Source organism: Rheinheimera sp. MM224, assembly GCF_947090785.1.
Classification (GTDB): Bacteria; Pseudomonadota; Gammaproteobacteria; order Enterobacterales; family Alteromonadaceae; genus Pararheinheimera.
This window is the reverse complement of record NZ_OX352320.1, coordinates 4208336-4232200: the sequence shown is the minus strand read 5'-3', so window position 1 is coordinate 4232200 and position 23865 is coordinate 4208336. Positions and strand designations below refer to the sequence as shown.

Here is a 23865-nt window from a genome sequence, read left to right as displayed (position 1 = left end):
CAATAGTGTTTGAGTGTGCTAATTGCTTTGAATTGGGAATATAAAGGCCAGAGTTAAAACTCTGACCTTTACTTTAAGCTAAAGCGTAATCCACTCCTGCACAAATCACCGCAACCTGAGCAGCGTTGCATTGCTCTGGGCTGGCTTTAGGGCTATCCGGATAAACTTCAGTGGTAGTGACAAATTTGGCATCTGTCATACCACCACATAATCCCAAGGTACGCTTCGGGTAATTCACCACGCCAAACTGAGCGAGTTTTTCGCCGATCAGGCAGCCATTTTCGTCTGCTTCTGCTATATGAGTAATTTTTTGCACCGCTTCGATCATAGCGCGTTGAAAACCTGCTTCTGGCTTGTTGCTATCACCCACCAGATAAAAACCATCAGGAATATTCCAATTGTGATTCACAGTGCCATCACGGGCTGCTTTGGCCGGACGGAATTCGCTGTTATCCGAATCTGTCGTTTCGTGCAGATCGATATGTACCAGTACTTCACCACTGTGTTGACGGACAAAAGCCATGGCTTGCGTGGCTTCATCGGATTGACTTTCTGCGCCAAAAGAGCGGTTAGGGTCTACGGCTTTTGGATTCCAGCGGTTGATGGTTTCATAACCCCAAGGGCTGATGCAGGGCAGAACCAATAAATTTACTTTGTCGCTGTAACGGCTGAACTGTTCTTTAACAAACTTAAGCGCGCCTTGCACGCCACTGGTTTCATAACCATGTACGCCACCCGTCACTAACACTATGGGATAACCTTCTTGCCAGTTTTTGCTGCGTACGGCAAAAAGCTCATACAGAGGTAAATCAAAACTGCGGTAATCCAGCTTACCGTAACTAACCAGTTCGGCTGTGTCAGGTACATTCAGCAGCAAAGGTTTAACTACTTCGTCTTCATAGCTGCGTTTAAGTTGTTGCTCACTCAACCACTGCTGTTTTTCAGCCTCGCCCCAAGGCGTGCCTACAGTACCTATGTGATAAATAAAGTCTTTGATTTGGGTGGTCATACCGCACCTTATATTTTTTTAAATCAGATTGTTGTTATTCAGTGGTCATTTCATTGGCAATTTGCAGCAGACTGGCGGCTAAAGTAGCAGGGTCTTGTGCGCCGGAAATTAAGTAACGCTGATTGATGACAAAAGCTGGTACCGAACTGATACCCGCCTGCTGATACTGAGCTTCCTCAGTGCGCACTTCATCAATAAACTGCTGTGATTGCAGTACTTTTAATGCTTCATCTGCATTCAATCCGGCTTTTTCTGCACATTTTTGCAGAACGTCAGCTTTTGATACATCTTCGGCAAAACCAAAGTAGGCTTCAAACAAGGCTTGTTTCATCGCTGTTTGTTTGTCAAAACCAGCCGCCCATTTCACCAGACGGTGCGCATCAAAGGTATTGCAGGTAAAACGTTGCTGCATTTTATCGAAGTTCAGCCCTAAATCTGCAGCAACCTGCATCATTGACTGTTGTGACGCGCGCATTTCGTCTTCGCTGCGGCCATATTTTTTGCTCAGGGCGGGCAAAATAGGTTCAGGGATTAGCTGAGGGTCCGGGTTGAGTTCAAAGGCACGCCACTGAATGCTGACACTGACTGTATCTTTTATGCTGTCCATGGCTTGTTCCAGCCTTGCGTAGCCGATGGCGCACCAGGGGCAGGCAATATCAGAGACTAAATCTATATGCAGGTTTTTCATCACAGATCCTGAATCAGGGAAGTTTTGTTGGATCTGGTTACGTGAGCGCAGAATATCAATGCTGCAGTGGGTATTTGTTCTCATTGAAGTGGAAAATCTGCGTCAAAATAAGCAGCCGGATCTTGATTTCCGGCTACTTGTTCTTGCAGTTGTATAACAATAGCTAACTTAACTGTGCGGCAGTTTAAAACCGATAGTTGATGCCAGCACTAAGGCTGTCTACATCCAATTCATCTTCGTCATCGCCTAATTCGGGTAAGACCGCGTATTCAAAATTAACACTCAGATTAGAAGTAATACGTAACTCTGCGCCTGCGCCATAAACCAGGCCATCTTCACTGTGGCTGTCGTTCAGGTTTCCGTCTTCATCATTGATCTTGAAGTCGTATTTGGTTTTATTAAAACCAGCGATGCCGTACACAGATAAGGTTTCCAGTAAAGGCCAGGACGCTTTGCCGAGCACAGAATAGCTGTTATCTATGCCTATTTTGAGCCAGGTTAATTCTCCGGAATACTCTTCATCCTGCACTCCCACACCCAAACGGCCCTCGATGGCAAAGATGTCATTAAACTTATAACCAGCCACCCCTGATACCAAACCAAAATCCCAGTTGGCATCATCAACACTTTGCTGGCTGTACTGAGCACCAAAATAGAGAGGTTGTTCAGCCTGAGCTGAAAATACTGTCATTGAACAACCTAAACCCATCAATGCTACTGCAATTTTTTTTAACATATTTTTCCTTAAATAGTCTGAGAATGCTGCCAGGCCTGGAGGCATGACCGGTGTCCTTGAATGGACTGAAGGCAATTTATGTTAATTATTGTGAATGTGAGATTAACGAAACTAAGCTTTAGCAGCTCTGATCTTCGTCAATCAGGCTGACACTGGCATCATCCAAATTAATTTTGATGACCCCGGCAGGGCGGATAGGCAGATAAAATTCGTGTTGTAGCAGGTAAGGCGATTTTTCATAACATCGCCATTGCACAGAGGATACTGATCGTAACAGTTGTTCCAGTTGCTGCCTGCTGTAAAAGGCACTCAGGCCAAAGCTTTTCTGCACAGAACCATCAGCTTTGTATAGCACCACCACGTCGCCATGTCCTGAGTTGTACCAGTTATCCAGGGTGATCAATTCCCCTTGGTTGCTGACATAAATAAGTAAAGGCGAGACTTTGTTTTGCAAAGACAGTTGCTGATAAGGCTGATAGTGACCCTGATGATCCCAGCGAAAAAAACTGGCTTTGGCAAAATGCGGCTTATTACTGGCGTCTCTGTTGGGTAAAACGCCAGGTTCAACCCGCACCAGTATCGAAGCATCAGCACTTAAAGCGGCCATTGGTTCAGGTGGTAGCCAGCTGTCGGCATCTAAGATAAAACTGAAGAGTAAAAGCAGCGACGCTATAAATTTCATGGTGATAGTCCAGCTTTAATGATGCGCTGTATCATAAAGCAGATCTGGCTAAAATAAATCAGTGGCAGCAATTTACTCCGATAGGTTTTGGCTCTACACTTTGCGCGTTTTTTACACAGGAGGCCTTATGGCAAAAAAGACAACGGCTGAGCATGGCCGCGGCGAGATCCGGGATAATGCACTCAAAGCTTTAGTGACCAGCAAGTTATTTCAGATGCAGGTGGTGAAAGCGAAAAAAGGCAAAGGCTCCTACAGCCGTCAGAAGTTTAAACAAGGGCAGAAGTGTGATCACTCTGCCCTTTTTGTTTGTCTCATCCGCTAAAATTATTTTTTCCCTCCTTATTATTCAGCTCAGGTTCAAACCTCCAGGTTCATTCTGCCTTCGCACGTAAGTAGTGCTACTACTGACACTCCAATTTTCAACCCACTAATGCATTAAGGGAATCTTATGTTTGAAGCCGAATTCAGCAAGTTAGAGCAGTTAATTCAGAAATTAATTTCAGAGAATCAGCAGCTCACAGCGCAAGTACAGCACCTGGATCAACAAGAGCAGCAGTTGCAGCAGGAATTGAAAAAAAGCGCCGATCAGCTGGAAACTTTGCAGTTACACGCCATGGAATCTGATGATCAAAAGCAGCGGGCGCAGCAAAAACTACAGCAACTGACGCAGTTGTTTGAACAGCAATTGTCGGCCTGACCATGTTAAAGCAGCCGTTGGTCGTTGAGCAGAAAGTGGTGATAGCCGGTCGGGAATACTGGCTACGTTGCACTGTAAAAGAACAGGCTGAACTGCAGGAAGCGGCGCGGCTGCTTAATAGCAAAATTGCTCAGGTTAGGCAGGGTGCTGGTCATTTGTCGATGGAGCAAAGCATAGTGCTGGCCGCCTTAAGTTTAGGCCAGCAACTGGTGACGCAACAAAGCCCACAATTAGAGGAATGCCAGCAACGTCTGGCGAAATTAATGGCCTTAATGGAAGCCAAAAACTGAACAGTTCATTTTATTTAACTGGTTAAGTTTTGGTTCATCCGGATAAGCCACACTGAATGAATAAAGTAAGCCAGTGCAGTAACAGGCGTTACAGGATTTTTCCGATGGAAGGAGCAAACATATGACGTACTTTAAGTTAGTTATCACTGCGATTGCCGCTGTTTATCTGAGTGCCTGTAGCTCTGTTGCAGACGACCAGCAACATTATGTGCAAGTGCAGAAAGAGAATTCGCAGAAAGTCATGATTGTGGTGCACAGTGATGCGGCTGTACCTGACGCTTTAATTCAGGCCTTCAACCGCGAAGTTCCGGCTGTAGCGGCGGAGCAGGGCTTTCAGATTGTGGATGCACAAGCACGTCAACTGACTGAAGTGCCAGCCCTGACAGACGTGGATATGGTGCTTTATGTTGATATTCAGCGTTGGTCTGAAAAAAGCTCTAAATTGCTGGCTTCAGAGGCTACGGTCGAGCTGGAGTATAAGCTGGTATCTGCTACTTCTGATCAGACGCTTTGGCATCACAAAGAAAAACACACGGATACGCGTTTTGCTGTGGCGGAAAAGTTCTTACCAGACGCTTTGTATCAGGCATTTTTTGAAGCATCGAGTGCCTATGAGCCGCAAGCCAATTCAGTGACGAAAGAAGCCTTCTCAGATTTCCCAGAAGTAGTGGCTGCTAACCACTAATTTGAACATGGGGCTACTTACAAGGCTGGCTTTTGCTGTTGATATCGCAGATATGGATTTTGTTGGTGTAGTCCAGCCATAAATCCCACTCAGTTTGCAAAGGTAAGCTACGCCAAACTTTGTTAAAGACATAAAGCGACTCTTTTCCTGCAATGGATTTATGCAGAATTTTGGAATAAGCGCCGCTTTTGCTTTTGCACTCAGACACCCACACCAAAGCCGGATAACCATTCACCGGCTCTTTACTTAAGATTTGACTATCAAATAGCTCGTCACAGTTACGCTGACCTTGTTGATCGTCAATAGTTTTGGTTTTCATCAGGTCGCTATTGGGTTGCTGCTCAAAGACAAAACTTTGTACATAGTTTTCTGAATCAACAGCTTGCCAGCGCATTTCCGTGACATTGTTCATATCATTTGGATTGCTTTGAGTCACAGTCCATTCACCTTCAGGCAAAGGCATAGGCTGCTGCAATCGCTCTGTGTAGCGTGGCATAGCACAGGCGGTTAATAACAAACTGCTGATCAAAACAAAGCCGGAGTAGGTTTTCATAAGACTCAAATTGTTTATCGTTAACGGGAGCGCAGACTGATCTAAGCTCCCTGCATGGTTAAATGCTACAGGTATTTTTGTAAAAAGGCTAAATATGCCTCTTGCGCCTTAATACGATTTTCCTTTTTCAAAAAGCCGTGGCCTTCATCCGGGAATAACACGTACTCCACAGGCACATTCTGAGCGCGAATAGCCGCCACCATTTCATCACTTTCCACCTGCAGTACACGAGGGTCGTTGGCACCTTGCACCACAAGCACTGGTTTTTTCACCTTATCACCGTGGAAAACAGGGGAAATACGGCGTAAACGTTCACCGTCTTTAGCCGGGTCACCCAGTTCAGCGTATAAAGACTCGCGGAACGATTCCCACCAGGCTGGAATACTTTCTAAAGTACGAACCCAGTTGGTGACACCAAAAATATTGATGCCCACTTTAAATTCATCGGTAAAAGCCATAGCTGCCATGGTCAGATAACCGCCGTAGCTGCCACCCATTACACCTATGCGATCAGCCGCCACCCAGTCCAGCGATTGCAGGTATTTTTTACCATACACAATATCCTGTAAATCGTGTTCACCGTGTTTTAAATCATCCAGATGGAAGAAGGTTTTGCCATAACCACTTGAGCCTCTGTTATTGACGGCTAACACCGCATAACCCTGATTGACCAAATGCTGAATAGCTGGGCTGTAGCCTGTGCGCGACTGACCACCAGGGCCACCGTGGATCCAGATTAAGGCCTGCACTTTAGCCGTGCTGCTGGCTTGTTTCGGTTTATACAGTAGCGCTGGTATAGCTAAATCGTCAAAGCTTGGGTAACGCACCACTTCACTTTTCACCAGCACGTTTTCATCTATGGCTTTATCCAGTGCCTGAGTTAAACGTTCTGCTTTAGGTTCGGATAATTTCCAGACAAATAAGTTAGAAGGGCTGTTGTCGGCATTGACGTAAAAGCTTAAGTACTGGCTGTCAGCCGAAAAGGTAACGCCACGTAAATCACCAGCTGGTAATTCCGGCAGTTGCAAAGCTTTGCCTGTGGCTTGTTCTGTAATGCTGATTTTAGTTGAAGCATCAGCGTTTACTGCTTCGACTTTGTATTTATTATCTTTGCTAAAGCCGATGTACATAATGTCCCAATCAGCTTTGCTGTATGGCTTTACTGCTTTTTCAGCGATGTTATAGGCAAAAGCTTCACTGAATTCTGATTTTTCGTCTGAACCAAAAATCAGCTGATTATTGTCGCGGCTAAAACCATAAACCCCATGCGATACGTTGCCTTCATGCGGTGTGACATGTACTGGTGTTTTGTCGGCGCTTTGCAGGTCAACTAAATACAGATTGTTATCGGCATTGGTGCGCTCTTTGGATAAAGCGATGTAACGGCCATTGTCGCTTAGAGCTCCTATTTCATAGCCTTCGTTATTCTGATACACCAAAGTGCGTTCGTAGCTGCTGCTGTCGTAGCTGTAGAGATCAAAAAACTTTGGGTCGCGCTCATTGCTCATCACCCAGAATTTATTGTCGTCTGTCCAGCCAATAAACTCGGCTTTGTGTTTATCACCAGGGGTTAAATCTTTGACTGAGCCGTCCAATTCACGCACATACAAATGGTGTAGCTCGTTACCACCCTGATCGGCACGATAAAGTACCCGATCATCTTGTGGAAACCAGCCAACAGGTAAAATAGATTCTGTGGTGGAGTTGGTCAGGGGCGTCCAGGTTTTGCCGTCCATACTAACTTTGTATAAGTTAAATACACCTGTTTCATCGGATGCAACCAACAACGCATCGGCTTTGTGATTAATGTCATTGCCCATATAGGACTTGGTGGCATAAAACTGAGTTGGAGTATAACTGGGAATAGCCGCTGTTTTTGTTTCCACCTCAGTTGCTGCAACTGGAGTATTAGTGTCGGTTTTTGGTGTTTTATCACAGGCGCTAAGCAGCAAAGTGCCAGTCAGCAGCGCCAGATAGAGTGGGATGGGCTTCATACAAAATCCTTGTTTTAAGAATGTTTCAGCGTTTTCCTAACACTACTTAAAGTCAGGACCGGGAAAAAATAAGCCTGTGAATATAAGCAACACAGGCGTTTTTTAATGGTAAAACCGTATTAGAGTGTTAAATCAGCAGCAATAGAAAGAGAAGAATAATCGGACCAATCACCGCCAAATATATCGGCATCATCCACTCTGCTCTTTTTGATAATGCCTTTCAGTGCGCTTTGATAATTAGTTTCACTGGCATATTTTGTTAAAGACAAATCCAGGTAAACGTTAGATGCCATCTCTAGTTTTTCCTCCATATTGTAATCTGAAGGCAAGGCATTTTCCGGATACTTTCCTTGCATCGGACCGTAAAATACCTCGGTATACTCTGAGCCATCCATCATGCTGATATCTGCCCGAATTGAAAACATAGCGTACTGCGCTGCATTCGGAATGGAGTAGGAGGTGGAGTCAGACGTGATGAAGTTACTAAAGGCTACTCCTAATCCTTCGAGTGGACTTACGTCTGGTAAATTGAGCGACGCGACACTCTGTTGTGCAAAGTTAACTGCTTTTCTGTGAGAGGCGAATACGTTAACCGACTGATTATTTTCTGTCACCTGATAAAAGTTTGTACCACTCAAGTGAGTTCGTGTAAGGGTATCCAAGCCGTCAAGTACCGGCACTTCTAGGCTGCCAGGCTGAAGAGATGTACTGAGTATGTTGCCGTTAATTTCATGTGCAACCCTGACATTGTTAAAATTCGAATCAAAATTGACAGAATAGTCTGTTGCAAATTTATCCAGCTGCACTTCAAGTTCTGTATTGATATCGTAATTATTCAGACTGCCTGCTGCTAATTCTGTGCTTTGCGAATTTAAAACTGTTAAGGCTGGCCAGCTTCCACCCGGAGTGCGGCAAATCTGAGCATCTCTGAATACCCCGCTATAAGTTGACGTTTGTTGAAATGGGACCCGTTCAGTGGCTCCGATTAAGGTGATACGACTAGAGGTCATCATTTGAATTGAGCTGGCTTGTATATCTTTGGTTGTGCACTCGCAGTTTGAGACAGAAGTACCAGCAGCGTAGAATTTGCCAAGGTCGCCAACAGGATGCTGAGCTCTGGACTGAACGTAAGTCCTGGTTCCGGTCGATGTCTCGGCCTGAGTAATAAAGGCGATATTGACAAACTGAGTGGTTGGGATCGTAGCTGTGATTTTTCCTTGCGCATCAGGTTTGTGTCGACTTTTTATTGCCCAGTTATCGTCGTAAACAACAAGTTCAGCATGGGTTGCCGGGATTTCTGTCAGACAAAGAGTTTCCTGCACTATGTCAGCTGTCAAACTAACTGTAGTGCTCCCACCGCCAGTGCCGCCGCCTCCAGCTCCTCCACTGTCATTGCTACCACCACCGCCGCCACATGCGGTAAACAGCAAGGTACTGCCAAGCAATGTAAATAACTTAAGTTGGTTCATGTTGAGTCCTTTCAGAGTTGTGGAGCTGCCGCGACTTCTCGTCACAGTAAGCAGTTAAGATATTAATTAATAAAGCTTTGTATTATTCCGCCCAACGTTGTTTGATTTCAAGTATTTGTTGCAGGTTTTCATCCAGTAAATCCACCAGTCGTGGCTCAAAATGCAGGCCTTTTTGCTGATGGATATGCTGTAGTGTTTCTTCAATACTCCAGGCTTGTTTGTAAGGCCGGGCGCTGGTTAAGGCATCAAATACATCGGATAACGCGACAATGCGGGCTTCGACAGGTATTTGTTCAGCGGAAAGACCATAAGGATAACCTGTGCCGTCCCATTTTTCGTGGTGATACAAAGCCACAGCTTTGGCCATTTTTAACAAATCAGATTCACAATCACCAATGATCTCGGCCCCTATCAGCGGGTGTTTTTGCATCTCTTTGTATTCTTCAGCTGTCAGTTTGCCGGGTTTTAGTAAGATATTGTCGGCTATGCCTATTTTGCCTATATCGTGCATAGGGGCTGCATGTAACAAATCTTCGGCTTTTTGCTCACTAAAGCCATAAGCCAATGCCAGTATCTGGGCGTAGTGGCTCATACGCATGACATGTAAGCCGGTTTCATTGTCTTTGTATTCAGCAGCCCGGCCCAAGCGTTGTATCACTTGCAGCCTGGTTTGTTTCAGCTCCTGGGCCTGTACCAAAGACAAATGGGCTTTCACTCTGGCGCGCACTACTGCCGGACTGATGGGCTTAGTGATGTAATCCACTGCTCCCACTTCAAAGCCTTTGGTTTCATCCATTTCATCTTTTAGGGCAGTGACAAAAATGACAGGAATAGCGCTGGTGACAGGATTGGCTTTTAAGCGGGCACAGACATCAAAGCCTGTTAATCCAGGCATCATGACATCGAGCAAAATTAAATCTGGTTGTTCTTTTTGCACCAGCAGTAAGGCTTCTTCACCACTTTTGGCAAATAACAAACGGTATTGCTCCTGCAATACAGTGCGCAGTACTCTTAAATTGGTTGGCTCATCATCTACCAGTAACAGGCTTTGCTTTTCTGTCATCAGAGCTCTCCTTCACCCAGCTTGTGTTTTAACTGCTCCAGCAATTGCAACGCCAGGTTAAAGTCAAAATCATTGACGGCATCCAGTAACTTCATCAAGAGTTGCTGATGTTCGCCACTGTAATGAGACAATTGTTCTATCCCTTGATCGTCCAGTTCGTGTCTTAGTAAAGACTGTTGCAAGTTATCGAGCATGTCGGCCAATTGCTGGTTATTCAGTTGTGTGGATTGCATCTCTGCAGCAGCAGGTTGTTCTAAAAACAGCCTTTGGTGTTCCGCTTCAAATTTTGGCCAGCAGCCAAGAATTTTTTGCAGTAATTCAGCAGCTCTTTGCTGCTGTTGTTGCCGCGCAGCCTGTTCTAATTCGGCACACACTCTGCTTAATGGCTCCAGCCCCAAATTGGCGCTGACGCCTTTAATGGCATGAGCTTGTTGCTGCACTGCGTTATAGTTTCCAGCTTGTAGCTGCTCCATAGCCAGTTCTATCATCGGTTTTTGTTGGTGCAGAAATTGTTCTAACTGCGGCAAATAGGTAGCCAGATTACCCCAGAGCTGCAGGGCTTTGGGGAGGTTCAGCAATTGAACTGTAGCTGTGGTTTCAGAGTGTTGTGATAAAGGCTCACGCACTTCAATGTCCAGCACGCGGGCTATCTCAAAACACAACACGGCAAAGTCTATAGGTTTGCTGGCAAAACCCTGCATACCTGCGTCTTTAGCTGCAGTTTTATCTTCGTCCAACACACTGGCTGTTAACGCAATCACAGGTAGCATAGTTTTGTTTTGAGCCATCTCCCACTGTCGTATTTGCTTACAGGCTTGCAGTCCATCCAGATTCGGCATCTGAATATCCATCAGCACCACATCAAAGCTGTGTTGTTTGATGGTTTTCACTGCTTCAATACCGTCAGTCACTGCTGTTACCTGATGTCCTGCTCGTTGCAGCAACAGTTTTAACAGCTCCAGGTTCTGCGGAATATCATCGGCAATCAGTATATTTAAGGCAGGTAAAGCAGGCACGTAACCTTGTTGTCCAGCTACTGTGACTTTACCGGTTTGTAGCGGCAGGCTGAATTCAAAACAACTGCCAACACCTTCTGTGCTTTGCACTGTAATTTGCCCGCCCATCAGCTCGACCAACTGTTTACTGATGGTGGTGCCAAGGCCTGTACCACCAAAACGTCGGCTCATCGAGGCGTCAGCCTGAGTAAAGGCATCAAATATCTGTGGTAAACGATCGGCTGCTATACCAATACCAGTATCAAAAATACTGAACAGCAGTTGCTGATTGGTTGTGGGGGCAACTTTCACCAGCACAGTGCCTTGTTCGGTGAATTTAATGGCGTTACCAATCAGGTTGGTTAATACCTGACGTAGTCTGTCTGGTGCACCGTAATAAAATTCACCCAGCTGAGGAGACAGCTCCAGTCGCAATGCCAGTTGTTTTTTCCGCGCCTGGATCCACAAGGTCGAGACCACAGCATCTAACACTGCAGGCAAAGAGAAATCATGTAACTCCAGCTCAAGTTTGCCTTTTTCCAGCTTGGCGCTGTCGAGAATATCGTTCAGTAAATGCAATAACGAGTGGGCCGAACCATGAATAGTAGCCAAGTGTTTTTTCTGCTCTGCGGATAGCTCCGAACTTAATAACAGATCGCTGAAACCAATAATGGCGTTCATAGGGGTGCGGATTTCATGGCTCATATTGGCCAGAAATGCGCTGCGACTCTCTGCTGCCAGCTCAGCTTTGTCTTTCGCTTCGAGCAGCTCGACTTCCATTTGTTTGCGCTGGCTGATATCCATTAAAAATCCATCCAGCCAGACAATGTCACCTTCTGTTGATTTTACCGCTTCGCCATATTCCAGCATCCAGCGGATGGAGCCATCTTTATGAATAATCCGGTATTCAATGGTGAAATGACCCTGATACAAATCGAGCTGAGTGGTGGTGCTTTTATCATCCGGATGCACTAAATCAGACCAGCTGCGCTTCGGGGTTGGCAACATAAAATCGCTGGCAGGGTAACCGGACAAGGTTTCAATGGCGTCACTAATAAACACCATATCCCAGTTTTCATTAAACAGACAGCGGTAGGCTGCGCCAGGAATATTGCCAATCAAAGAGCGGAATTTTTCTTCGTTTTCTTTCAGTGCCTGTTCCATCTGCAGGCGACTGCTGATGTCGGTGATAAAGGCGACAAAGATATCTTCATCCGGCAATTTGGCATGACCAATAGCCAGCCGCACTGGCACTGCATGACCATTTTTATGCACAGCCTCCACATCACGGCCTATACCTATAATTTTAGCTTCGCCTGTGGTCAGGTAGTTATGCAGATAGGAGTCGTGATCAGGACGAATGGTCACAGGTGTCAGGATATTAACGTTTTTATGCAGTAGCTCAGCAGTTGTCCAGCCAAGAATTTTCTCCGCTGCTTTGTTCATGCCCTGAATAAGGCCCTGTGCATTGATAGTCACTATACCGTCGACAGCTGTGTCCATCATGGCTAACAATCGGCTTTCACTGACTTTGGCCAAAGCACTGGCTTCGCGGTATTTCAACAGCAAGTTAATAGCTACCACTAAACTGCTGATCATCAAAGTGGTAAAGGTAATACCCATAGCGAGCACTAAGGGCATTTCACCTGCTTGTGTATCTGGCTGAAAACCAACAGGGGGGACAAAACGAGCTGCTGCCATACCTGTGTAATGCATGCCACTGATAGCACCGCCCATCACTAAGCTGCTTAATAACGTCAGCCACTGTGGTGCCAGATTAAAACGTTTTAAGCCAAAGCGGATCCAAAGAGCAATGATGGCAAGTACCACTGCCACCAAAATAGAGAGTAAAAACATCGGCAAGTCGTAACGCAAAGCGACCGACATTTGCATTGCGGCCATACCGCTGTAATGCATTGTGCCTATACCTGCGCCCATTAATAGCCCACCCAGCAACAGCTGAGGCAGGCTAATGTGTTTTTTACTGATAAGGTCCAGCGCCACCCAGGAGGCGGCTATGCTGGGCAGCATGGATAAAGCGGTAATACCGAAGTGATAACTGACATCTGTGCATAAGGCAAAAGCCAGCATGCCAATAAAATGCATAGACCAGACACCACCGCCAAGTGCGATACTGCCACTGCCAAGCATCATTAAACGCAGCGAGTTTTTGCTGACACTAATAGCCTGAGCTGTAACCTGCATCGCCATAGCTGAGGCAAAAACCGCAATTAAAAACGACAACACCACTAAACTAAGATCGTAGCTGCCGGATAACAGCAATGGATCGGCTGGGTGTTCGAACAACTGACGTAACCAATCCATTTACTATACCTCTACTGCTTCAATTTAGTGTTTAGCGGCATAGTCCTCTACTGCACGCCAAACTCTTAGTGTATTACCGGATAAGACTTTTTCAATTTCTTGCTCTGTGTAACCACGCTCTAATAAGCCACGGATCAGGTTAGGGTACATAGACACATCTTTTAACTGTTCAGGTAAGGAATCGCCTACACCGTCAAAGTCAGAACCGATGCCGACATAGTCTATGCCCACCAGCTTTTTCACATAGTCGATATGATCCAGCACCTTAGCTAAAGAGGCAAATGGATATGGGTTTTTCTTTTTATATTCTGCCGTAAAAGCGTCTTTATCGGTCTGGCCTGAAGCTTTAAAAGCGCCATCCCGTTGTAAACCCCACTGATTGGCGGCTGAAACGACAAAAGCTGAACCAAAGTTAATTTGGATCACACCGCCATTTTTCGCTAGTGCCTTGATCATCTTGTCGTCCATATTGCGCTCAAAACCCGGCACAAAAGCGCGCAATGAAGAGTGGGAGGCAATGACTGGTACTTTACTGATCTCAACGGCCTGATAAAACGCATCGTCAGACACATGAGAGATATCAATCATGATACCTGTCTCATTCATGGCTTTGACCAGCTCTTTACCAAAAGGACTTAAGCCTTTCCACTGACGGCGTAAGTCGTAGCTGGAGTCGGCTATATGGTTACTTTCGGAATGCGCTAAGGTGATGTATCGAATACCACGGTCATAAAAGTGCTGCAGATTTTCCAGCTTACCTTCGATAGGAGTGCCGTTTTCCATACCCAAGGCTAGTGAGATTTTGCCTTCTTTAAAGTGTTTGGCTAAATCAGCGCTGCTATAGGCCATTGCAAATTTATCCGGTGCACGGCCGACCAGAGCTTCCATACTGTCAATCAGCTGATTCGCCAATAGATAACCGCCGCCTTTTTTCTCGTAAGAAGACGGAATATAAATCGACATAAAAGGCGCATTTAAACCACCGGCTTTGGCGCGGGGGTAATCAAATTCACCTCTTTTGGTGGCTTTGGTCACGTCTTCCCAGTCGTCATGTAAGCGGTAAGGTACATCGATGTGAGTGTCTATAATCAGCTGGCTTTGAGCGATTTTATTGGCCTGCTGGCTAAAGTCTGCGGCCTGAGTCTGCAAACCCAAAGCGGCGATTAAACTGATGGATAATAGAGTAAAACGCATAGATCCCTCGATAGTTTTAACTGCAATGCAGTTGTCTTTTTTCCTTAATCTATCGCGCTTTGTACTTTGGGTATAGAGCAAGCTCTGTTTCTGGTCGCAGTTTTTGCCCTTATGGCAGCAACCAACCGGATAACCATAAGCTGTATAAGGCAGAAGTGTGCAAAAGCACGGTCAGCCAAAACAGTAATTGAAAGCTGACTTTACGGTTTTTATGCCGAAACCAGTGCTGAGCCACAAAAGCTGCTGGCCAGCCGCCTGCTAAACCTAACAGCAGCAAAGTGCTTTCCTGAGTGCGCCATGCCTGCTGCTCCGCCGCCTTCTTATCGCGCCAGTAACCAAACAGAGTGACGGCGTTAATCAAAACAAACACATACTTCAGCCAACCCGGCACTAACAGCTGCCAGTCCAGATACAGCAACCACAAGGTCAGCAGCACAAAAAGGCCAATACTGAATTTTAAACTGAAGCGAAAAGTGCTGGTGTCCGATTGCATGGGCTGATCCTTAGAAGGCGTTTGATTGGGTTTCAGAACAAAGACGTTATGACGCCGCTTACTCTAAAGAATACTAGCTGAAATGCGGCTGAACCAGAGTGCTTTCTTATTGTTTTTTCTGGAGATATGTTTTACCCCGACTAGACTTGATTCCATCTGTCCCTTATTGGAAAAACTTATGAATCAAGTAATTGTTGTTAGCTGTGCTTTGTTTTTATCATTCAGTTCCGCTTTGTTTGCTATTGAAACAAGCGAGACTGTAAAGGTGACTCCTGTATTAAAAACCAGCCAGAGTTGGGACGGTGCTTTATTAAAATATCCGCAAGGTCAGGCTGAAATTACCGGTGTCAGAATTGAAATAGCGCCTGGTGGCGAAACTGGCTGGCATTTGCATCCTGTGCCTTCTTTTGGTGTGGTGTTGCAGGGCCAATTGGAAATAAAGTTAAAAAATGGTAAAACTAATGTGGTTAAGGCAGGAGATGCTTTAGCTGAAGTGGTCAATACAGCCCATAGTGGTAAAAATATTGGCAATGAACCTGTGTTGTTGCTGATTTTTTATGCCGGTGCTGTGGGGCAGGCAAATTCAGCGTCGTTAACAGAAGGAAACTAAATGCGGCAAACAATCAGCTATCTGAGCTTGTTCACTCTGATTTTTGTTTTAACCGGATGTGGCTCAGTAAGAACTCTGGCACCAGAACAAGGCAAAGTGAAAATCAGTTATAACGACAAAAGAAGTTATTGTCAGTCTATCCCGCGTATTTATAGCGGCGTGGCGCATAACTTCTGCCAGCTCTATGGTGAACCGGACAACACCAGCTACAGAACAGCGGCAGAATTCCCGTTCTGGGCCACTGACACCGTGCTTTGTGCTGTCACCGATACCTTAGCTTTACCTTACACTGTCACTCGCCAGATCAAGGATGGCTCACTTAAAGTGGTACGCTAAGTCGTTGTTTTTTCTGCTGCATATAAAGCAATGGCCAAATCAGGGCAATCAACAGCAGGGCGTACAACATATGTTCTGCTATAGCCACAGCAAGCAGCAGGCATAAAGCTAAACTGACCAGACTTACTGCTTTATAGCGACCTGGCAGCAGTTGATACGCAGCTGCCATACTGACCAGATAAATCACTACAAAAACTCCGTTGACCCAACTGATTAAATCCTCCAGTTGTTGGCCGCTGAACCTGGTCAGTAACAACACCGCCGCCATAGTGGCGATAATGGCGGTGAGCGCACGTTGCGGCATCTGGTGGTGGGTTTTCTGCTGAAAAAAAGCAGGCGTAATGCCTTGTTCACTAAAACTGGCCAAAGAGCGGGCGACACTGGCGGTATAGACATTCACTGTCGCTATGCCACTGCAAAAACCTAAAACACCAAGCACCAGTTCACCATAACCGCCTAACAACTGATTAAAAACACCAATCATAGCCAGCGGATGGCCTGAACCCATCACCAGCACCAGATAGCTGCAGGCGATATAAATAGCGCCAACCACCAGGCAACCGCGAATGAGAGCAGGCAATAAATCTTTACCGGCATCTCTGAAGTCATGGGCCAGGTGGGTCATAGCTTCTACACCTAAAAAGCTCCAGAAGGCGATAGCACAAGCAGCAGCCAAAGCGCCGCCATTAAAATCAGGTAAAGAAGGCTGTTGCAGGTTTTGCGGTTGCAGCAGGCCAAAGGCCAGTAATAACAGCAGAACAACTGCAATAATCAGCAAAGTTAAACCAAACTGCAGGCGCGCCGAAAGCTGTAAGCCACGATAATTCAGTAACCATAATAAGCCCAGCAGACTTAGTTCAACCGGCAATCGCCATTGTTGGGCTTCAGGTAACAAAGGTGCGATAAATTCAAAAGTAATCATCAGAGCGGCGGAAGCACCAAGCGGCACTACCAGCAAAAACATCAGGCCAAGAATTCGGCCCGTCAGTTCACCAAAAGCTAAAGCTGCAAAGTGCGCTGGCCCTGTGGCGTGAGGAAAACGGCTGGCCAGCAAACCAAAGGTAAAAGCCAGCGGCAATACAGCGACAGTAAGTAACAACCAGGCCAGCAAAGCCCAAGAGCCAGCCACAGCCACTGTCATCTGCGGCAGAATAAATACTCCGGTGCCAAGTAAAGTGGTGGCCATCAGTGCCGCACCTTGCCAGCGTCCAATTCCTTTGTGTGACATAGTTTTTCTCTTCGATTAAGGCTGGTGATATTCTAATAAAAGCCAAAGCGACAAACTGCGGTTTTCTACCGTGAAAATGCAGGTCTATTAATAAAAACAGCGGCAAAATGCCGGAGTGCGTATACCCATATGGATAAATTTGATCAACATATTCTGGCCGAACTGAAAAAAGATGCCCGGCAAAGTGTGTCGACTCTGGCTGAAAAAGTCAGTTTGTCGCGCAGCGCTGTATCCGATCGTATTAAGCGGCTGGAACAAAACGGCGTGATCCGCGGTTACCAGGTGTTGCTGTCTGAATCACAAAAAAGCGCGGTGTCGGCTTACTTTGAAATTCAGCATCGTTGTGGTCGTTGCGCTGATGTAATGCATGTATTTCGCGCTATTCCAGAGGTGGTGACCTGTCATGGCATCAGCGGTGAAATGGATTTATTGGTTTATGTAAAAACAGAGTCTATGCAGCGGCTGCATGAAATTCGCGAGTTACTGGATGCCGAACTGGACGTCATTAAAATTCGGACCCATGTGGTGATGAGTGAGTGGATTAATAATCTGGGCTAGTGGGTACGGTCGCTTCGGAGCGAACTGCACAGTTGCGGCCTGCGTCTTTGGCCTGGTATAACGCCTGATCGGCCAGTTCAACTAAGCTTCTGCTATCCAGAGTTGCGGGCGGAATGTCGCAGTACCAGCCAATACTGACTGTGCAATGGCCCTGTTGATGGTTTAGCCGGACCTGGTGAGTCTCAAGGCGCTGCAGAAAATCTTCTAGTAATTGCTGCATGGTTTCTGCGTCACTGCCGACACTGACCAGAATAAATTCCTCGCCGCCATATCGCACCAGTAAGTCGTCTTTGCGCTGAAACTGACTCTGACAAAGCTCTGCAAAGTCTTTTAAACACTGGTCGCCGAAGCTGTGTCCGAGTGTGTCGTTGATGTCTTTAAAGTGATCCAAATCCATCATGGCCAAAGTCAGTGGCAGTTGCTGTCGTTGGCACAAAGCTAAGGCCTGTTGCACACGAGGTTCGAAATATTGCCTGTTATACAAACCAGTTAAAGGGTCATGTTGGCTCAATTGCTCCAGCCTGGTGTTGGCTTCAACCAGAGCGAGATTGAGTTTTTTCAGCTTCAGGTAACTGATACTGACCACTGAAATTAGCAAGACAAAAGCCAGCAACATTTGCCAGAACAACTCATAGTCAAACCCCTGGTCGTAACGAATCGCCAGCCAGTGATTGTTGATTTGCTGTTTTTGCTCAGGACTGATCTGCAGTAGTAGTCTGTCAAAAACTTCCAACAGCATTGGGTCATCATTCCGGCAAGCCAGACTGAGCTGTGTATCCTCAGCCAGACGCCCTGCTATTTTCAGATTGGTGATGGAGTTTTGTTGCAGGCTGTAGCTGATACTACCCATATTGCCGAGCATGCCGTATAAATGGCCGGCTTGTACCTGCAACAGCCCTTGTTCGTAGTCGTGAAAAGGCACCAGCTGTAATTGCGGATAACGTTGCTGATAAAACTCAAGTGTGCCAAAGCCAGCTCTTATACCAACAGGAGAAGAGATCGGAATATCTGCTACTGAGCGGATAAAGGCTTTGTCTTTGGTGGTGACTACGACATTAGGGACTTCAAGGTAAGCTTTGGTAAAGATAAGGTACTCAAGACGGGAAGGGGTGGGCATGGCCAGAGTAAGCAAATCACAATGTCTGTCTTTGGCTGCTTGCAACGATGCCGGCCAGTCGGCAGTAGGGTATAACTCCAGAGGTACCGGCAGCATGCGTTGTAACAGACGAATATACTCAGCTGAAATACCCGTATGTTTGCCTTGTTCAGAGAGCGCTTCAAAAGGCAGCCAGTTGGGGTCAATGCAATAGGTGACTTTGCCTTTTTGTTTCAGGTGTGTGATCTGAGCGTCAGACAATAAGGATTCCGCTACTGCAGACCAGCTTGCCAGCCAGAGGAGCAGCAAAATTACAGCACCCGAACCCTTAAAGCGTACCGCTGACATGAATATACAGCCCTGTGTTATGGCATAGCTCTTTTAGCACCATAGGTCTGGTTTAGGCAAGCCGCAAGACAGATGAAAAAATATAACGGGAAGGTTTCTAAACTGGTGACGTGCAGAAACAAAAATGCCCCATCAAGGGGCATTTTTCTTAGTTGGCGCTGGCTGTTAACAGCTGGCCATCTTTTACCGGAATACGTTCAGCCGGTTCTTCATCTAAACGGGTTTTGTGGACTTTACCGTCCAGCAGGTAAGTCACATCGTAACCAACCACTCGTTGTTCTTTTTTCTGTACTGTTTTACAAACGCGACGTGTAGTACTTTCTACATCCTTGTTCTGCATGTCGTTCTGCACTTGTTTACCGGCATAACCACCAGCTGCAGCACCTGCAACAGTCGCAATCTTTTTACCAGAACCGCCACCAACCTGGTTACCCAGTACACCACCAACCACAGCACCTAAGACTGTACCTGCAATTTGATGCTGATCCTGTACAGCTTTTTTCTGCTGCACTATCTGATCGGTACATTGTTCAACCGGAACGTTGTAGCTTTCATACACAGCTTTGCTGGCCACTACTTCGGCATAGTCCGGTTCTTTGTCTAAATAACTGTAGCCTGCCATAGAGCCTAAAGCAGTAACGGCGATACCACCTACTACTAAACCTGCAATAAGAGACTTGTTCATGATGCACCTCAATTAACTGTTATAAAGTTCGATTGCCTTTGGCAATGAAGTTGACAAGAGTGTAGGCGCTTCAAGCTGTACTCAAACTGAATCGTAAGAAAATGTTTCACTTCTTTAAGAATGGTTGTACATAAGAGCAACTGGCCTGCATTTCATAGCCTTGTGCTTTGGCCCACGGGATGCCTGCGTCCACCAATTGTCGTGCTAAACCTTGTCCTCTGGCGCTCGGTGGAACATAAGTACGGTAAAAGTTGATTTTCCCGCTGTTTAGGTCGAGGCTATATAAAAGTTCTGCTTGCTCGTTTTCCCATTGAATGACAAAACGCTGCTGCGCGGGGGAGTGTTGGATCTCAACTGATTGTGACATAAAGAACTGCCTTCATTGGCTAGGTATCATCTGATCCAGACTAAACTTTTTCTAACGGCTGGCATAGAGGTAAACACATGAGATGGATGTTGTTTTTATGTATCGCCTTTAGTCTTACCGCGCAGGCTAAAACCGAACTGACTGTTTTGGTTGGGCTGGATAAACCCCCTTATATAGATTTAAACGACAGTTCAGGCTACGAGCTGGACTTGCTGCGTTTACTCACCAAAAAAATGGGCTATGAAGCTGTATTTTTGCATGTCCCCAATGCCCGAATTAAAGACTTAATGCTGGATGGCAGAGCAGATATAGCGACCTTACAAAAGCCTGAATCAACAGAGCAGCAGTTCTATTTTTCACAGCCTTATATCCGGTATCAGAATGTGGCGGCCAGTCTGGCATCAAAAAGTCTGCAGTTGCAGCGGTTAGATCAACTCAAACCTTATTCTGTGGTGGCCTTTCATAATGCGAGAACTCTATTAGGGCCTGAATACCAAAAAATGGTGCGTTTAGCGCTGAATTATCAGGAAGTGGCGAACCAGAGTCAACAACTGCAAATGTTATTACTGGAACGTTGTGATGTGGTGGTGATGGATAGAAATATCTTTTATTACTACGCCAAACTGGCGGGCCAGAGTATGCAGCCTTTTGATTTGGCTCCGGTATTCTCACCCAGTTTATACAGCGCGGCATTTAAGAATGAGCGGTTGCGGGCCAAGTTTGACAAGGCTCTGGCTGAAGTGCAGCAAGAGCCCATTTTTACTCAGCTGCAGCTGAAGTATTTTTCTGAAGTGAATCAGCAGCTTCAGGAGCTTCAGAACCAGCTTCAATAACCTCTGTCTGAGTTTCTTCCGCTTTCTGTTTCAGCCGGATGGAGTTTTTCACCAGAATGTTTTTCTTTTGTTTGGCTCTTTTACTGATTTTCTTTTTTAATGCTTTGCTTGAACTCATGATGTCTTTTCTCACGCCAGATATGGCCGCTAGTTTACCTGACTCTGTTTATATACCCAAGAAATTGCTGCGGCTTCGGTACGACAAGTCGGATCCTCAAAGTAATTGGAGTTGCAGCTAGGCGACAAGTGAGCGAGACCCCAGGAGCATAGTTGTCCTATGTGCAATTGGGTTGAAGCGAGACCTCGCCGGTCATCGCAACAATCATTTGCCACAAACTACTGGGGCGAGGAGTGCAGTCAACAACGCTGCAGCTTCAAGTACGAAGAGGATTAGAACCAACGGTCTTTGACCATCCCATAGTGAAAATATCCCCACTGGCCTAAACGACGCAAAGCTGGTAGCGGAAACTGGGGTAAGGCACTCTGATATAACGGAATTTCAGGCAAAGGAACTCCCATTAAACGTTCCGCTAATCGTTTGCCAGCCTGAACTGAAAAGGTCAGGCCACTGCCGCAATAACCCATACTGTAAAGCACATTGCCTTTATCATCGGCCTGCGCCAGATGCGGAATATCATCCAGAGTCATACAAATCCAGCCTGACCAGCTGTAGTCATAGGTTAATGATTGCAAGGCCGGAAAACTGAGTTTAAGCACCTCAAGCAAACGCCTGGCGAAATAAGGATCTTCAGCACCCTGACCTGTAATAGCGCCACGGCCACCAAACAGAATTCTGTTGTCGGGTAATTTACGGTAGTAATACTTTAAAGCGCGGGTATCCATAATGACTTGCGAGGTTAAAAAATTACAGGCAGCCAGTTGAGTTTCAGACAAAGGTTCGGTGACAATAATTTGCGATAAAACCGGCAAGGTGCGGGATTGCACACCGCAGTGCAACTGCTTAGGCGTATAACCATTGCTGGCAATTACCACCTTTTTCGCTCTGACATTGCCTTTTGGAGTGATTAACAGTTGGTGTTCGCCATCTTGTTGCCACTGAGTGACAGGGCTTGCACTATAAATTTTAGCGCCAGCTTTTTGCGCCAGTTGCTGATAACCCCAGGCTAGTTTTAATGGGTTGACGCCAAAACCATCATAAAAACGTAGGGCGGCGTAGGCATGCTGGTCGGCGACAAATTTTTGTTGTAACTCATCACGGCTGAATAGCTCCACCTGGTAACCAAATTCCTTTTGTAACAAGCTGGCTTGTTGCTGCAGGGTTTTAATCATTGATGGCTTATGCGCCATACGTAAATAACCAGCTTCTTGTTGGTCACAGTTTATGCCTGTGGCGATCAGCGATTTGACGGTTTCAAGACCTGCACAAAATTCGTTATAAATACCACGCATAGCGGCTTCGCCATACTGCGAGCGCATGACTGAATAGGGTTTTCGGCCAGATGATTTCAGCACAAAACCGGCATTACGGCCGCTGCAACCCCAGGCCGTTTGATTTGCCTCCAGCACCACGGCCTTTACACCATGTTCAGTCGCCAGATGATAAGCGCAGGATAAACCTGTATAACCAGCGCCAACAATGGCGACATCTACCGTCAAATCCTGTTGCAGCTGGCCATCATCCGCAGGGGCTGTGCCTGAATGAGCAGCCCAGTAGCTATTTGGGTAAGGTTGTCCCTGGCCCGGATGGGGGTCGATAAGCGGGTCGTACATCCGTTTTTCCTTTTGTCTTGCGACTATATTGTATTGGATGAGATTTTTAGTGATCATGGCAAGAAGCAGATAAAAAACCAAGAGCCATTTATGTTTTCCATCGCTATTCAGTACCGCCAACTGCAATTGCAGGACTATGCTGCTTTGCTGCAATTAGCCAATCAGGTGCATGGTGATGGCTATCTGGATCAGCAGTCTTTGGCTTATTACCATCAGTTAAGTATTAAACAAGGCATAGATGCCAGCTTTGTGGCTTATGCAGATCAACAACTGGTGGGTTTTCGTTTATGTTGGGCTGCCGGACAATGGCAACCTGATCAATGGTGCAGTACAGAGCTTTGGCAAAGCGCTGTCGCCGATACCAGCTATTTTAAATGCAACACCATAGCCCCACTTTGGCAGGGCCGGGGTGTGGGCGCTGAGCTGATGAACCGCTCTATAGCTGCGTTAAAACAACAAGGCGCAAAAGCCGGTGTGGCACATTTATGGCGGCAAAGCCCGGGTAATGCTGCAGTGAAGTATTTCAGTAAACAGGGTGGGCAGCTGGTAAAAATCCATCCAGATAAATGGCGGGAAGATAGTCATAACGGTTATGAATGTGTGCGTTGTGGTTTTGATTGTCGCTGTGAAGCAGCAGAGATGATTATCTATTTCTGAAAATCCGTCGTCCTTGGCGCCACAGCGGCGTTGACTGCTCTCGCTCACCAGGCGGGAGACCATAAAGGTCACCCCTACGAATTTATTTTGCGGATTGCGTTGTAGGGGCGCGGGTTTATCCCCGCCCGTCCAGCGTCCAATAGATGCCAATCAGATTATTCTGTCACCCAAGGCATTTCCGGTAATAACGCCAGATGCTCGATGTAACGCTGCAGATTAAAGGCTTCGTTGCGTTCAATCACCGCCTCCATTTCTGGCGCTAAAGCGCAAGCCATCAGTTCCAACGCATCTTCTCTGCTATGGCCTGTCATGCATAAACGCATCAGGGTTTCTTTTACTTGCTTGGGATTATTGTCGGCCAGCTGATTTTCCAGCACTTCAAAAATAATTTCCTGATCGACTAAGGGTTCCTGACTCATTCGTTTTTTTCCGGACAGATGTATCTATGCGCGCAGCATGCCAGAGCACAGGCAAAGCGGCAAGCCGAAGGACCGACCTCTGAAGTTTTTACTCCGGCCTGATGGTGTTCCGCTTTGGCTTTGG

Annotated in this window: 26 protein-coding genes; 9 read left to right on the top strand and 17 right to left on the bottom strand. The window is 46.3% G+C overall.

Annotation, left to right across the window (positions count from 1 at the left end; translation table 11 throughout):
* Positions 1-73: 73 nt before the first annotated feature.
* The 4 genes from OM978_RS19710 to OM978_RS19695 form a co-directional block, all read right to left on the bottom strand.
* Complete coding sequence (locus OM978_RS19710) at positions 74-1009, bottom strand: M14 family metallocarboxypeptidase (protein WP_264344110.1); 936 nt, start codon at positions 1007-1009, stop codon at positions 74-76.
* Positions 1010-1043: 34 nt separating this feature from the next.
* Complete coding sequence (locus OM978_RS19705) at positions 1044-1697, bottom strand: DsbA family oxidoreductase (protein WP_264344107.1); 654 nt, start codon at positions 1695-1697, stop codon at positions 1044-1046.
* Positions 1698-1881: 184 nt separating this feature from the next.
* Positions 1882-2433, bottom strand: a complete 552-nt coding sequence (locus OM978_RS19700; RefSeq protein ID WP_264344105.1) for a porin family protein — start codon at positions 2431-2433, stop codon at positions 1882-1884.
* 118 nt (positions 2434-2551) lie between these two features.
* Positions 2552-3115, bottom strand: a complete 564-nt coding sequence (locus OM978_RS19695; protein WP_264344103.1) for a hypothetical protein — start codon at positions 3113-3115, stop codon at positions 2552-2554.
* 127 nt (positions 3116-3242) lie between these two features.
* On the opposite strand from OM978_RS19695, the gene OM978_RS19690 reads away from it, so the two are divergent.
* From OM978_RS19690 to OM978_RS19675, 4 genes are all read left to right on the top strand, one after another.
* Positions 3243-3437 carry an alternative ribosome-rescue factor A gene (locus OM978_RS19690; RefSeq protein WP_264344097.1) on the top strand — a complete coding sequence of 65 codons (195 nt, stop codon included), beginning with the start codon at positions 3243-3245 and terminating at the stop codon, positions 3435-3437.
* A gap of 126 nt (positions 3438-3563) precedes the next feature.
* On the top strand, positions 3564-3812 hold the full coding sequence (locus OM978_RS19685) for a hypothetical protein (RefSeq protein WP_264344093.1): 249 nt from the start codon (positions 3564-3566) through the stop codon (positions 3810-3812).
* 2 nt (positions 3813-3814) lie between these two features.
* On the top strand, positions 3815-4102 hold the full coding sequence (locus OM978_RS19680; protein ID WP_233009155.1) for a cell division protein ZapA: 288 nt from the start codon (positions 3815-3817) through the stop codon (positions 4100-4102).
* Positions 4103-4223: 121 nt separating this feature from the next.
* Positions 4224-4787 carry a DUF799 domain-containing protein gene (locus OM978_RS19675; RefSeq protein WP_264344088.1) on the top strand — a complete coding sequence of 188 codons (564 nt, stop codon included), beginning with the start codon at positions 4224-4226 and terminating at the stop codon, positions 4785-4787.
* 13 nt (positions 4788-4800) lie between these two features.
* On the opposite strand, the gene OM978_RS19670 is transcribed toward OM978_RS19675, so the two are convergent.
* The 7 genes from OM978_RS19670 to OM978_RS19640 all read right to left on the bottom strand — a co-directional run bounded on the left by OM978_RS19670 (position 4801) and on the right by OM978_RS19640 (position 14873).
* Entirely contained in the window at positions 4801-5340 is a 540-nt protein-coding gene (locus tag OM978_RS19670) for a hypothetical protein (protein WP_264344086.1), read from the bottom strand.
* Positions 5341-5405: 65 nt separating this feature from the next.
* Positions 5406-7334: an alpha/beta hydrolase family protein gene (locus tag OM978_RS19665; protein WP_264344085.1), complete on the bottom strand. Its 1929-nt coding sequence runs from the start codon at positions 7332-7334 to the stop codon at positions 5406-5408.
* A gap of 119 nt (positions 7335-7453) precedes the next feature.
* Positions 7454-8803, bottom strand: a complete 1350-nt coding sequence (locus OM978_RS19660; protein WP_264344084.1) for a hypothetical protein — start codon at positions 8801-8803, stop codon at positions 7454-7456.
* An 82-nt stretch (positions 8804-8885) separates the two neighbouring features.
* Positions 8886-9866 carry a two-component system response regulator gene (locus tag OM978_RS19655; protein ID WP_264344083.1) on the bottom strand — a complete coding sequence of 327 codons (981 nt, stop codon included), beginning with the start codon at positions 9864-9866 and terminating at the stop codon, positions 8886-8888.
* The gene (locus OM978_RS19650; RefSeq protein WP_264344082.1) at positions 9866-13186 is read right to left on the bottom strand and encodes an MHYT domain-containing protein; all 3321 of its coding nucleotides are present in this window, start codon (positions 13184-13186) and stop codon (positions 9866-9868) included. Before OM978_RS19650 ends, OM978_RS19655 begins: the two co-directional genes overlap by 1 nt.
* Before the next feature lie 24 nt (positions 13187-13210).
* On the bottom strand, positions 13211-14380 hold the full coding sequence (locus OM978_RS19645) for a dipeptidase (protein ID WP_264344081.1): 1170 nt from the start codon (positions 14378-14380) through the stop codon (positions 13211-13213).
* 109 nt (positions 14381-14489) lie between these two features.
* Positions 14490-14873, bottom strand: coding sequence for a DUF1294 domain-containing protein (locus OM978_RS19640; RefSeq protein WP_264344078.1), 384 nt, complete (start codon positions 14871-14873; stop codon positions 14490-14492).
* Between the two features lie 178 nt (positions 14874-15051).
* On the opposite strand from OM978_RS19640, the gene OM978_RS19635 reads away from it, so the two are divergent.
* Together OM978_RS19635 and OM978_RS19630 are read left to right on the top strand one after the other, a co-directional pair.
* A complete protein-coding gene (locus tag OM978_RS19635; protein ID WP_264344076.1) occupies positions 15052-15483 on the top strand; it encodes a cupin domain-containing protein in 432 nt (143 codons plus the stop codon).
* A complete protein-coding gene (locus tag OM978_RS19630) occupies positions 15484-15819 on the top strand; it encodes a YceK/YidQ family lipoprotein (RefSeq protein ID WP_264344074.1) in 336 nt (111 codons plus the stop codon).
* On the opposite strand, the gene yjeH is transcribed toward OM978_RS19630, so the two are convergent.
* Positions 15803-17047: an L-methionine/branched-chain amino acid transporter gene (gene yjeH, locus OM978_RS19625; protein ID WP_264344072.1), complete on the bottom strand. Its 1245-nt coding sequence runs from the start codon at positions 17045-17047 to the stop codon at positions 15803-15805. The genes OM978_RS19630 and yjeH overlap by 17 nt on opposite strands.
* Before the next feature lie 129 nt (positions 17048-17176).
* Between yjeH and OM978_RS19620 the strand changes: the two genes are divergently transcribed.
* The gene (locus tag OM978_RS19620) at positions 17177-17605 is read left to right on the top strand and encodes an Lrp/AsnC family transcriptional regulator (RefSeq protein WP_264344070.1); all 429 of its coding nucleotides are present in this window, start codon (positions 17177-17179) and stop codon (positions 17603-17605) included.
* Here OM978_RS19620 and OM978_RS19615 read toward each other — a convergent pair.
* The 3 genes from OM978_RS19615 to OM978_RS19605 form a co-directional block, all read right to left on the bottom strand.
* Entirely contained in the window at positions 17589-19049 is a 1461-nt protein-coding gene (locus OM978_RS19615; protein WP_264344067.1) for a diguanylate cyclase, read from the bottom strand. The two genes, OM978_RS19620 and OM978_RS19615, sit on opposite strands and share 17 nt — an antisense overlap.
* 148 nt (positions 19050-19197) lie before the next feature.
* Positions 19198-19734 (bottom strand): glycine zipper 2TM domain-containing protein, encoded by a 537-nt coding sequence (locus tag OM978_RS19610; protein WP_233009171.1) that lies wholly within the window; start codon positions 19732-19734, stop codon positions 19198-19200.
* A 106-nt stretch (positions 19735-19840) separates the two neighbouring features.
* Positions 19841-20101, bottom strand: coding sequence for a GNAT family N-acetyltransferase (locus OM978_RS19605; protein WP_264344065.1), 261 nt, complete (start codon positions 20099-20101; stop codon positions 19841-19843).
* Positions 20102-20178: 77 nt separating this feature from the next.
* Between OM978_RS19605 and OM978_RS19600 the strand changes: the two genes are divergently transcribed.
* Positions 20179-20934, top strand: coding sequence for a substrate-binding periplasmic protein (locus OM978_RS19600; protein WP_264344064.1), 756 nt, complete (start codon positions 20179-20181; stop codon positions 20932-20934).
* A gap of 390 nt (positions 20935-21324) precedes the next feature.
* Here the strand turns inward: OM978_RS19600 and OM978_RS19595 are convergent, their stop codons facing one another.
* Entirely contained in the window at positions 21325-22665 is a 1341-nt protein-coding gene (locus OM978_RS19595; RefSeq protein WP_264344063.1) for an NAD(P)/FAD-dependent oxidoreductase, read from the bottom strand.
* Between the two features lie 90 nt (positions 22666-22755).
* Here OM978_RS19595 and OM978_RS19590 point away from each other — a divergent pair, with 90 nt between their 5' ends.
* Entirely contained in the window at positions 22756-23322 is a 567-nt protein-coding gene (locus OM978_RS19590; RefSeq protein WP_264344062.1) for a GNAT family N-acetyltransferase, read from the top strand.
* Positions 23323-23477: 155 nt separating this feature from the next.
* On the opposite strand, the gene OM978_RS19585 is transcribed toward OM978_RS19590, so the two are convergent.
* Positions 23478-23741 carry a hypothetical protein gene (locus tag OM978_RS19585; protein WP_233081130.1) on the bottom strand — a complete coding sequence of 88 codons (264 nt, stop codon included), beginning with the start codon at positions 23739-23741 and terminating at the stop codon, positions 23478-23480.
* Positions 23742-23865 lie beyond the last annotated feature (124 nt).

What these genes read in the sequence shown, in the direction of transcription:
- OM978_RS19670 (WP_264344086.1), bottom strand. Translation starts at nt 5,340, where the DNA reads ATGAAAACCTACTCCGGCTTTGTTTTGATCAGCAGTTTGTTATTAACC.
- OM978_RS19615 (WP_264344067.1), bottom strand. Translation starts at nt 19,049, where the DNA reads ATGTCAGCGGTACGCTTTAAGGGTTCGGGTGCTGTAATTTTGCTGCTC.
- OM978_RS19685 (WP_264344093.1), top strand. Translation starts at nt 3,564, where the DNA reads ATGTTTGAAGCCGAATTCAGCAAGTTAGAGCAGTTAATTCAGAAATTA.
- OM978_RS19605 (WP_264344065.1), bottom strand. Translation starts at nt 20,101, where the DNA reads ATGTCACAATCAGTTGAGATCCAACACTCCCCCGCGCAGCAGCGTTTT.
- OM978_RS19635 (WP_264344076.1), top strand. Translation starts at nt 15,052, where the DNA reads ATGAATCAAGTAATTGTTGTTAGCTGTGCTTTGTTTTTATCATTCAGT.
- OM978_RS19690 (WP_264344097.1), top strand. Translation starts at nt 3,243, where the DNA reads ATGGCAAAAAAGACAACGGCTGAGCATGGCCGCGGCGAGATCCGGGAT.
- OM978_RS19590 (WP_264344062.1), top strand. Translation starts at nt 22,756, where the DNA reads ATGTTTTCCATCGCTATTCAGTACCGCCAACTGCAATTGCAGGACTAT.
- OM978_RS19595 (WP_264344063.1), bottom strand. Translation starts at nt 22,665, where the DNA reads ATGTACGACCCGCTTATCGACCCCCATCCGGGCCAGGGACAACCTTAC.
- OM978_RS19705 (WP_264344107.1), bottom strand. Translation starts at nt 1,697, where the DNA reads ATGAAAAACCTGCATATAGATTTAGTCTCTGATATTGCCTGCCCCTGG.
- OM978_RS19620 (WP_264344070.1), top strand. Translation starts at nt 17,177, where the DNA reads ATGGATAAATTTGATCAACATATTCTGGCCGAACTGAAAAAAGATGCC.
- OM978_RS19680 (WP_233009155.1), top strand. Translation starts at nt 3,815, where the DNA reads ATGTTAAAGCAGCCGTTGGTCGTTGAGCAGAAAGTGGTGATAGCCGGT.
- yjeH (WP_264344072.1), bottom strand. Translation starts at nt 17,047, where the DNA reads ATGTCACACAAAGGAATTGGACGCTGGCAAGGTGCGGCACTGATGGCC.
- OM978_RS19650 (WP_264344082.1), bottom strand. Translation starts at nt 13,186, where the DNA reads ATGGATTGGTTACGTCAGTTGTTCGAACACCCAGCCGATCCATTGCTG.
- OM978_RS19655 (WP_264344083.1), bottom strand. Translation starts at nt 9,866, where the DNA reads ATGACAGAAAAGCAAAGCCTGTTACTGGTAGATGATGAGCCAACCAAT.
- OM978_RS19700 (WP_264344105.1), bottom strand. Translation starts at nt 2,433, where the DNA reads ATGTTAAAAAAAATTGCAGTAGCATTGATGGGTTTAGGTTGTTCAATG.
- OM978_RS19600 (WP_264344064.1), top strand. Translation starts at nt 20,179, where the DNA reads ATGAGATGGATGTTGTTTTTATGTATCGCCTTTAGTCTTACCGCGCAG.
- OM978_RS19675 (WP_264344088.1), top strand. Translation starts at nt 4,224, where the DNA reads ATGACGTACTTTAAGTTAGTTATCACTGCGATTGCCGCTGTTTATCTG.
- OM978_RS19665 (WP_264344085.1), bottom strand. Translation starts at nt 7,334, where the DNA reads ATGAAGCCCATCCCACTCTATCTGGCGCTGCTGACTGGCACTTTGCTG.
- OM978_RS19695 (WP_264344103.1), bottom strand. Translation starts at nt 3,115, where the DNA reads ATGAAATTTATAGCGTCGCTGCTTTTACTCTTCAGTTTTATCTTAGAT.
- OM978_RS19585 (WP_233081130.1), bottom strand. Translation starts at nt 23,741, where the DNA reads ATGAGTCAGGAACCCTTAGTCGATCAGGAAATTATTTTTGAAGTGCTG.
- OM978_RS19645 (WP_264344081.1), bottom strand. Translation starts at nt 14,380, where the DNA reads ATGCGTTTTACTCTATTATCCATCAGTTTAATCGCCGCTTTGGGTTTG.
- OM978_RS19640 (WP_264344078.1), bottom strand. Translation starts at nt 14,873, where the DNA reads ATGCAATCGGACACCAGCACTTTTCGCTTCAGTTTAAAATTCAGTATT.
- OM978_RS19710 (WP_264344110.1), bottom strand. Translation starts at nt 1,009, where the DNA reads ATGACCACCCAAATCAAAGACTTTATTTATCACATAGGTACTGTAGGC.
- OM978_RS19610 (WP_233009171.1), bottom strand. Translation starts at nt 19,734, where the DNA reads ATGAACAAGTCTCTTATTGCAGGTTTAGTAGTAGGTGGTATCGCCGTT.
- OM978_RS19630 (WP_264344074.1), top strand. Translation starts at nt 15,484, where the DNA reads ATGCGGCAAACAATCAGCTATCTGAGCTTGTTCACTCTGATTTTTGTT.
- OM978_RS19660 (WP_264344084.1), bottom strand. Translation starts at nt 8,803, where the DNA reads ATGAACCAACTTAAGTTATTTACATTGCTTGGCAGTACCTTGCTGTTT.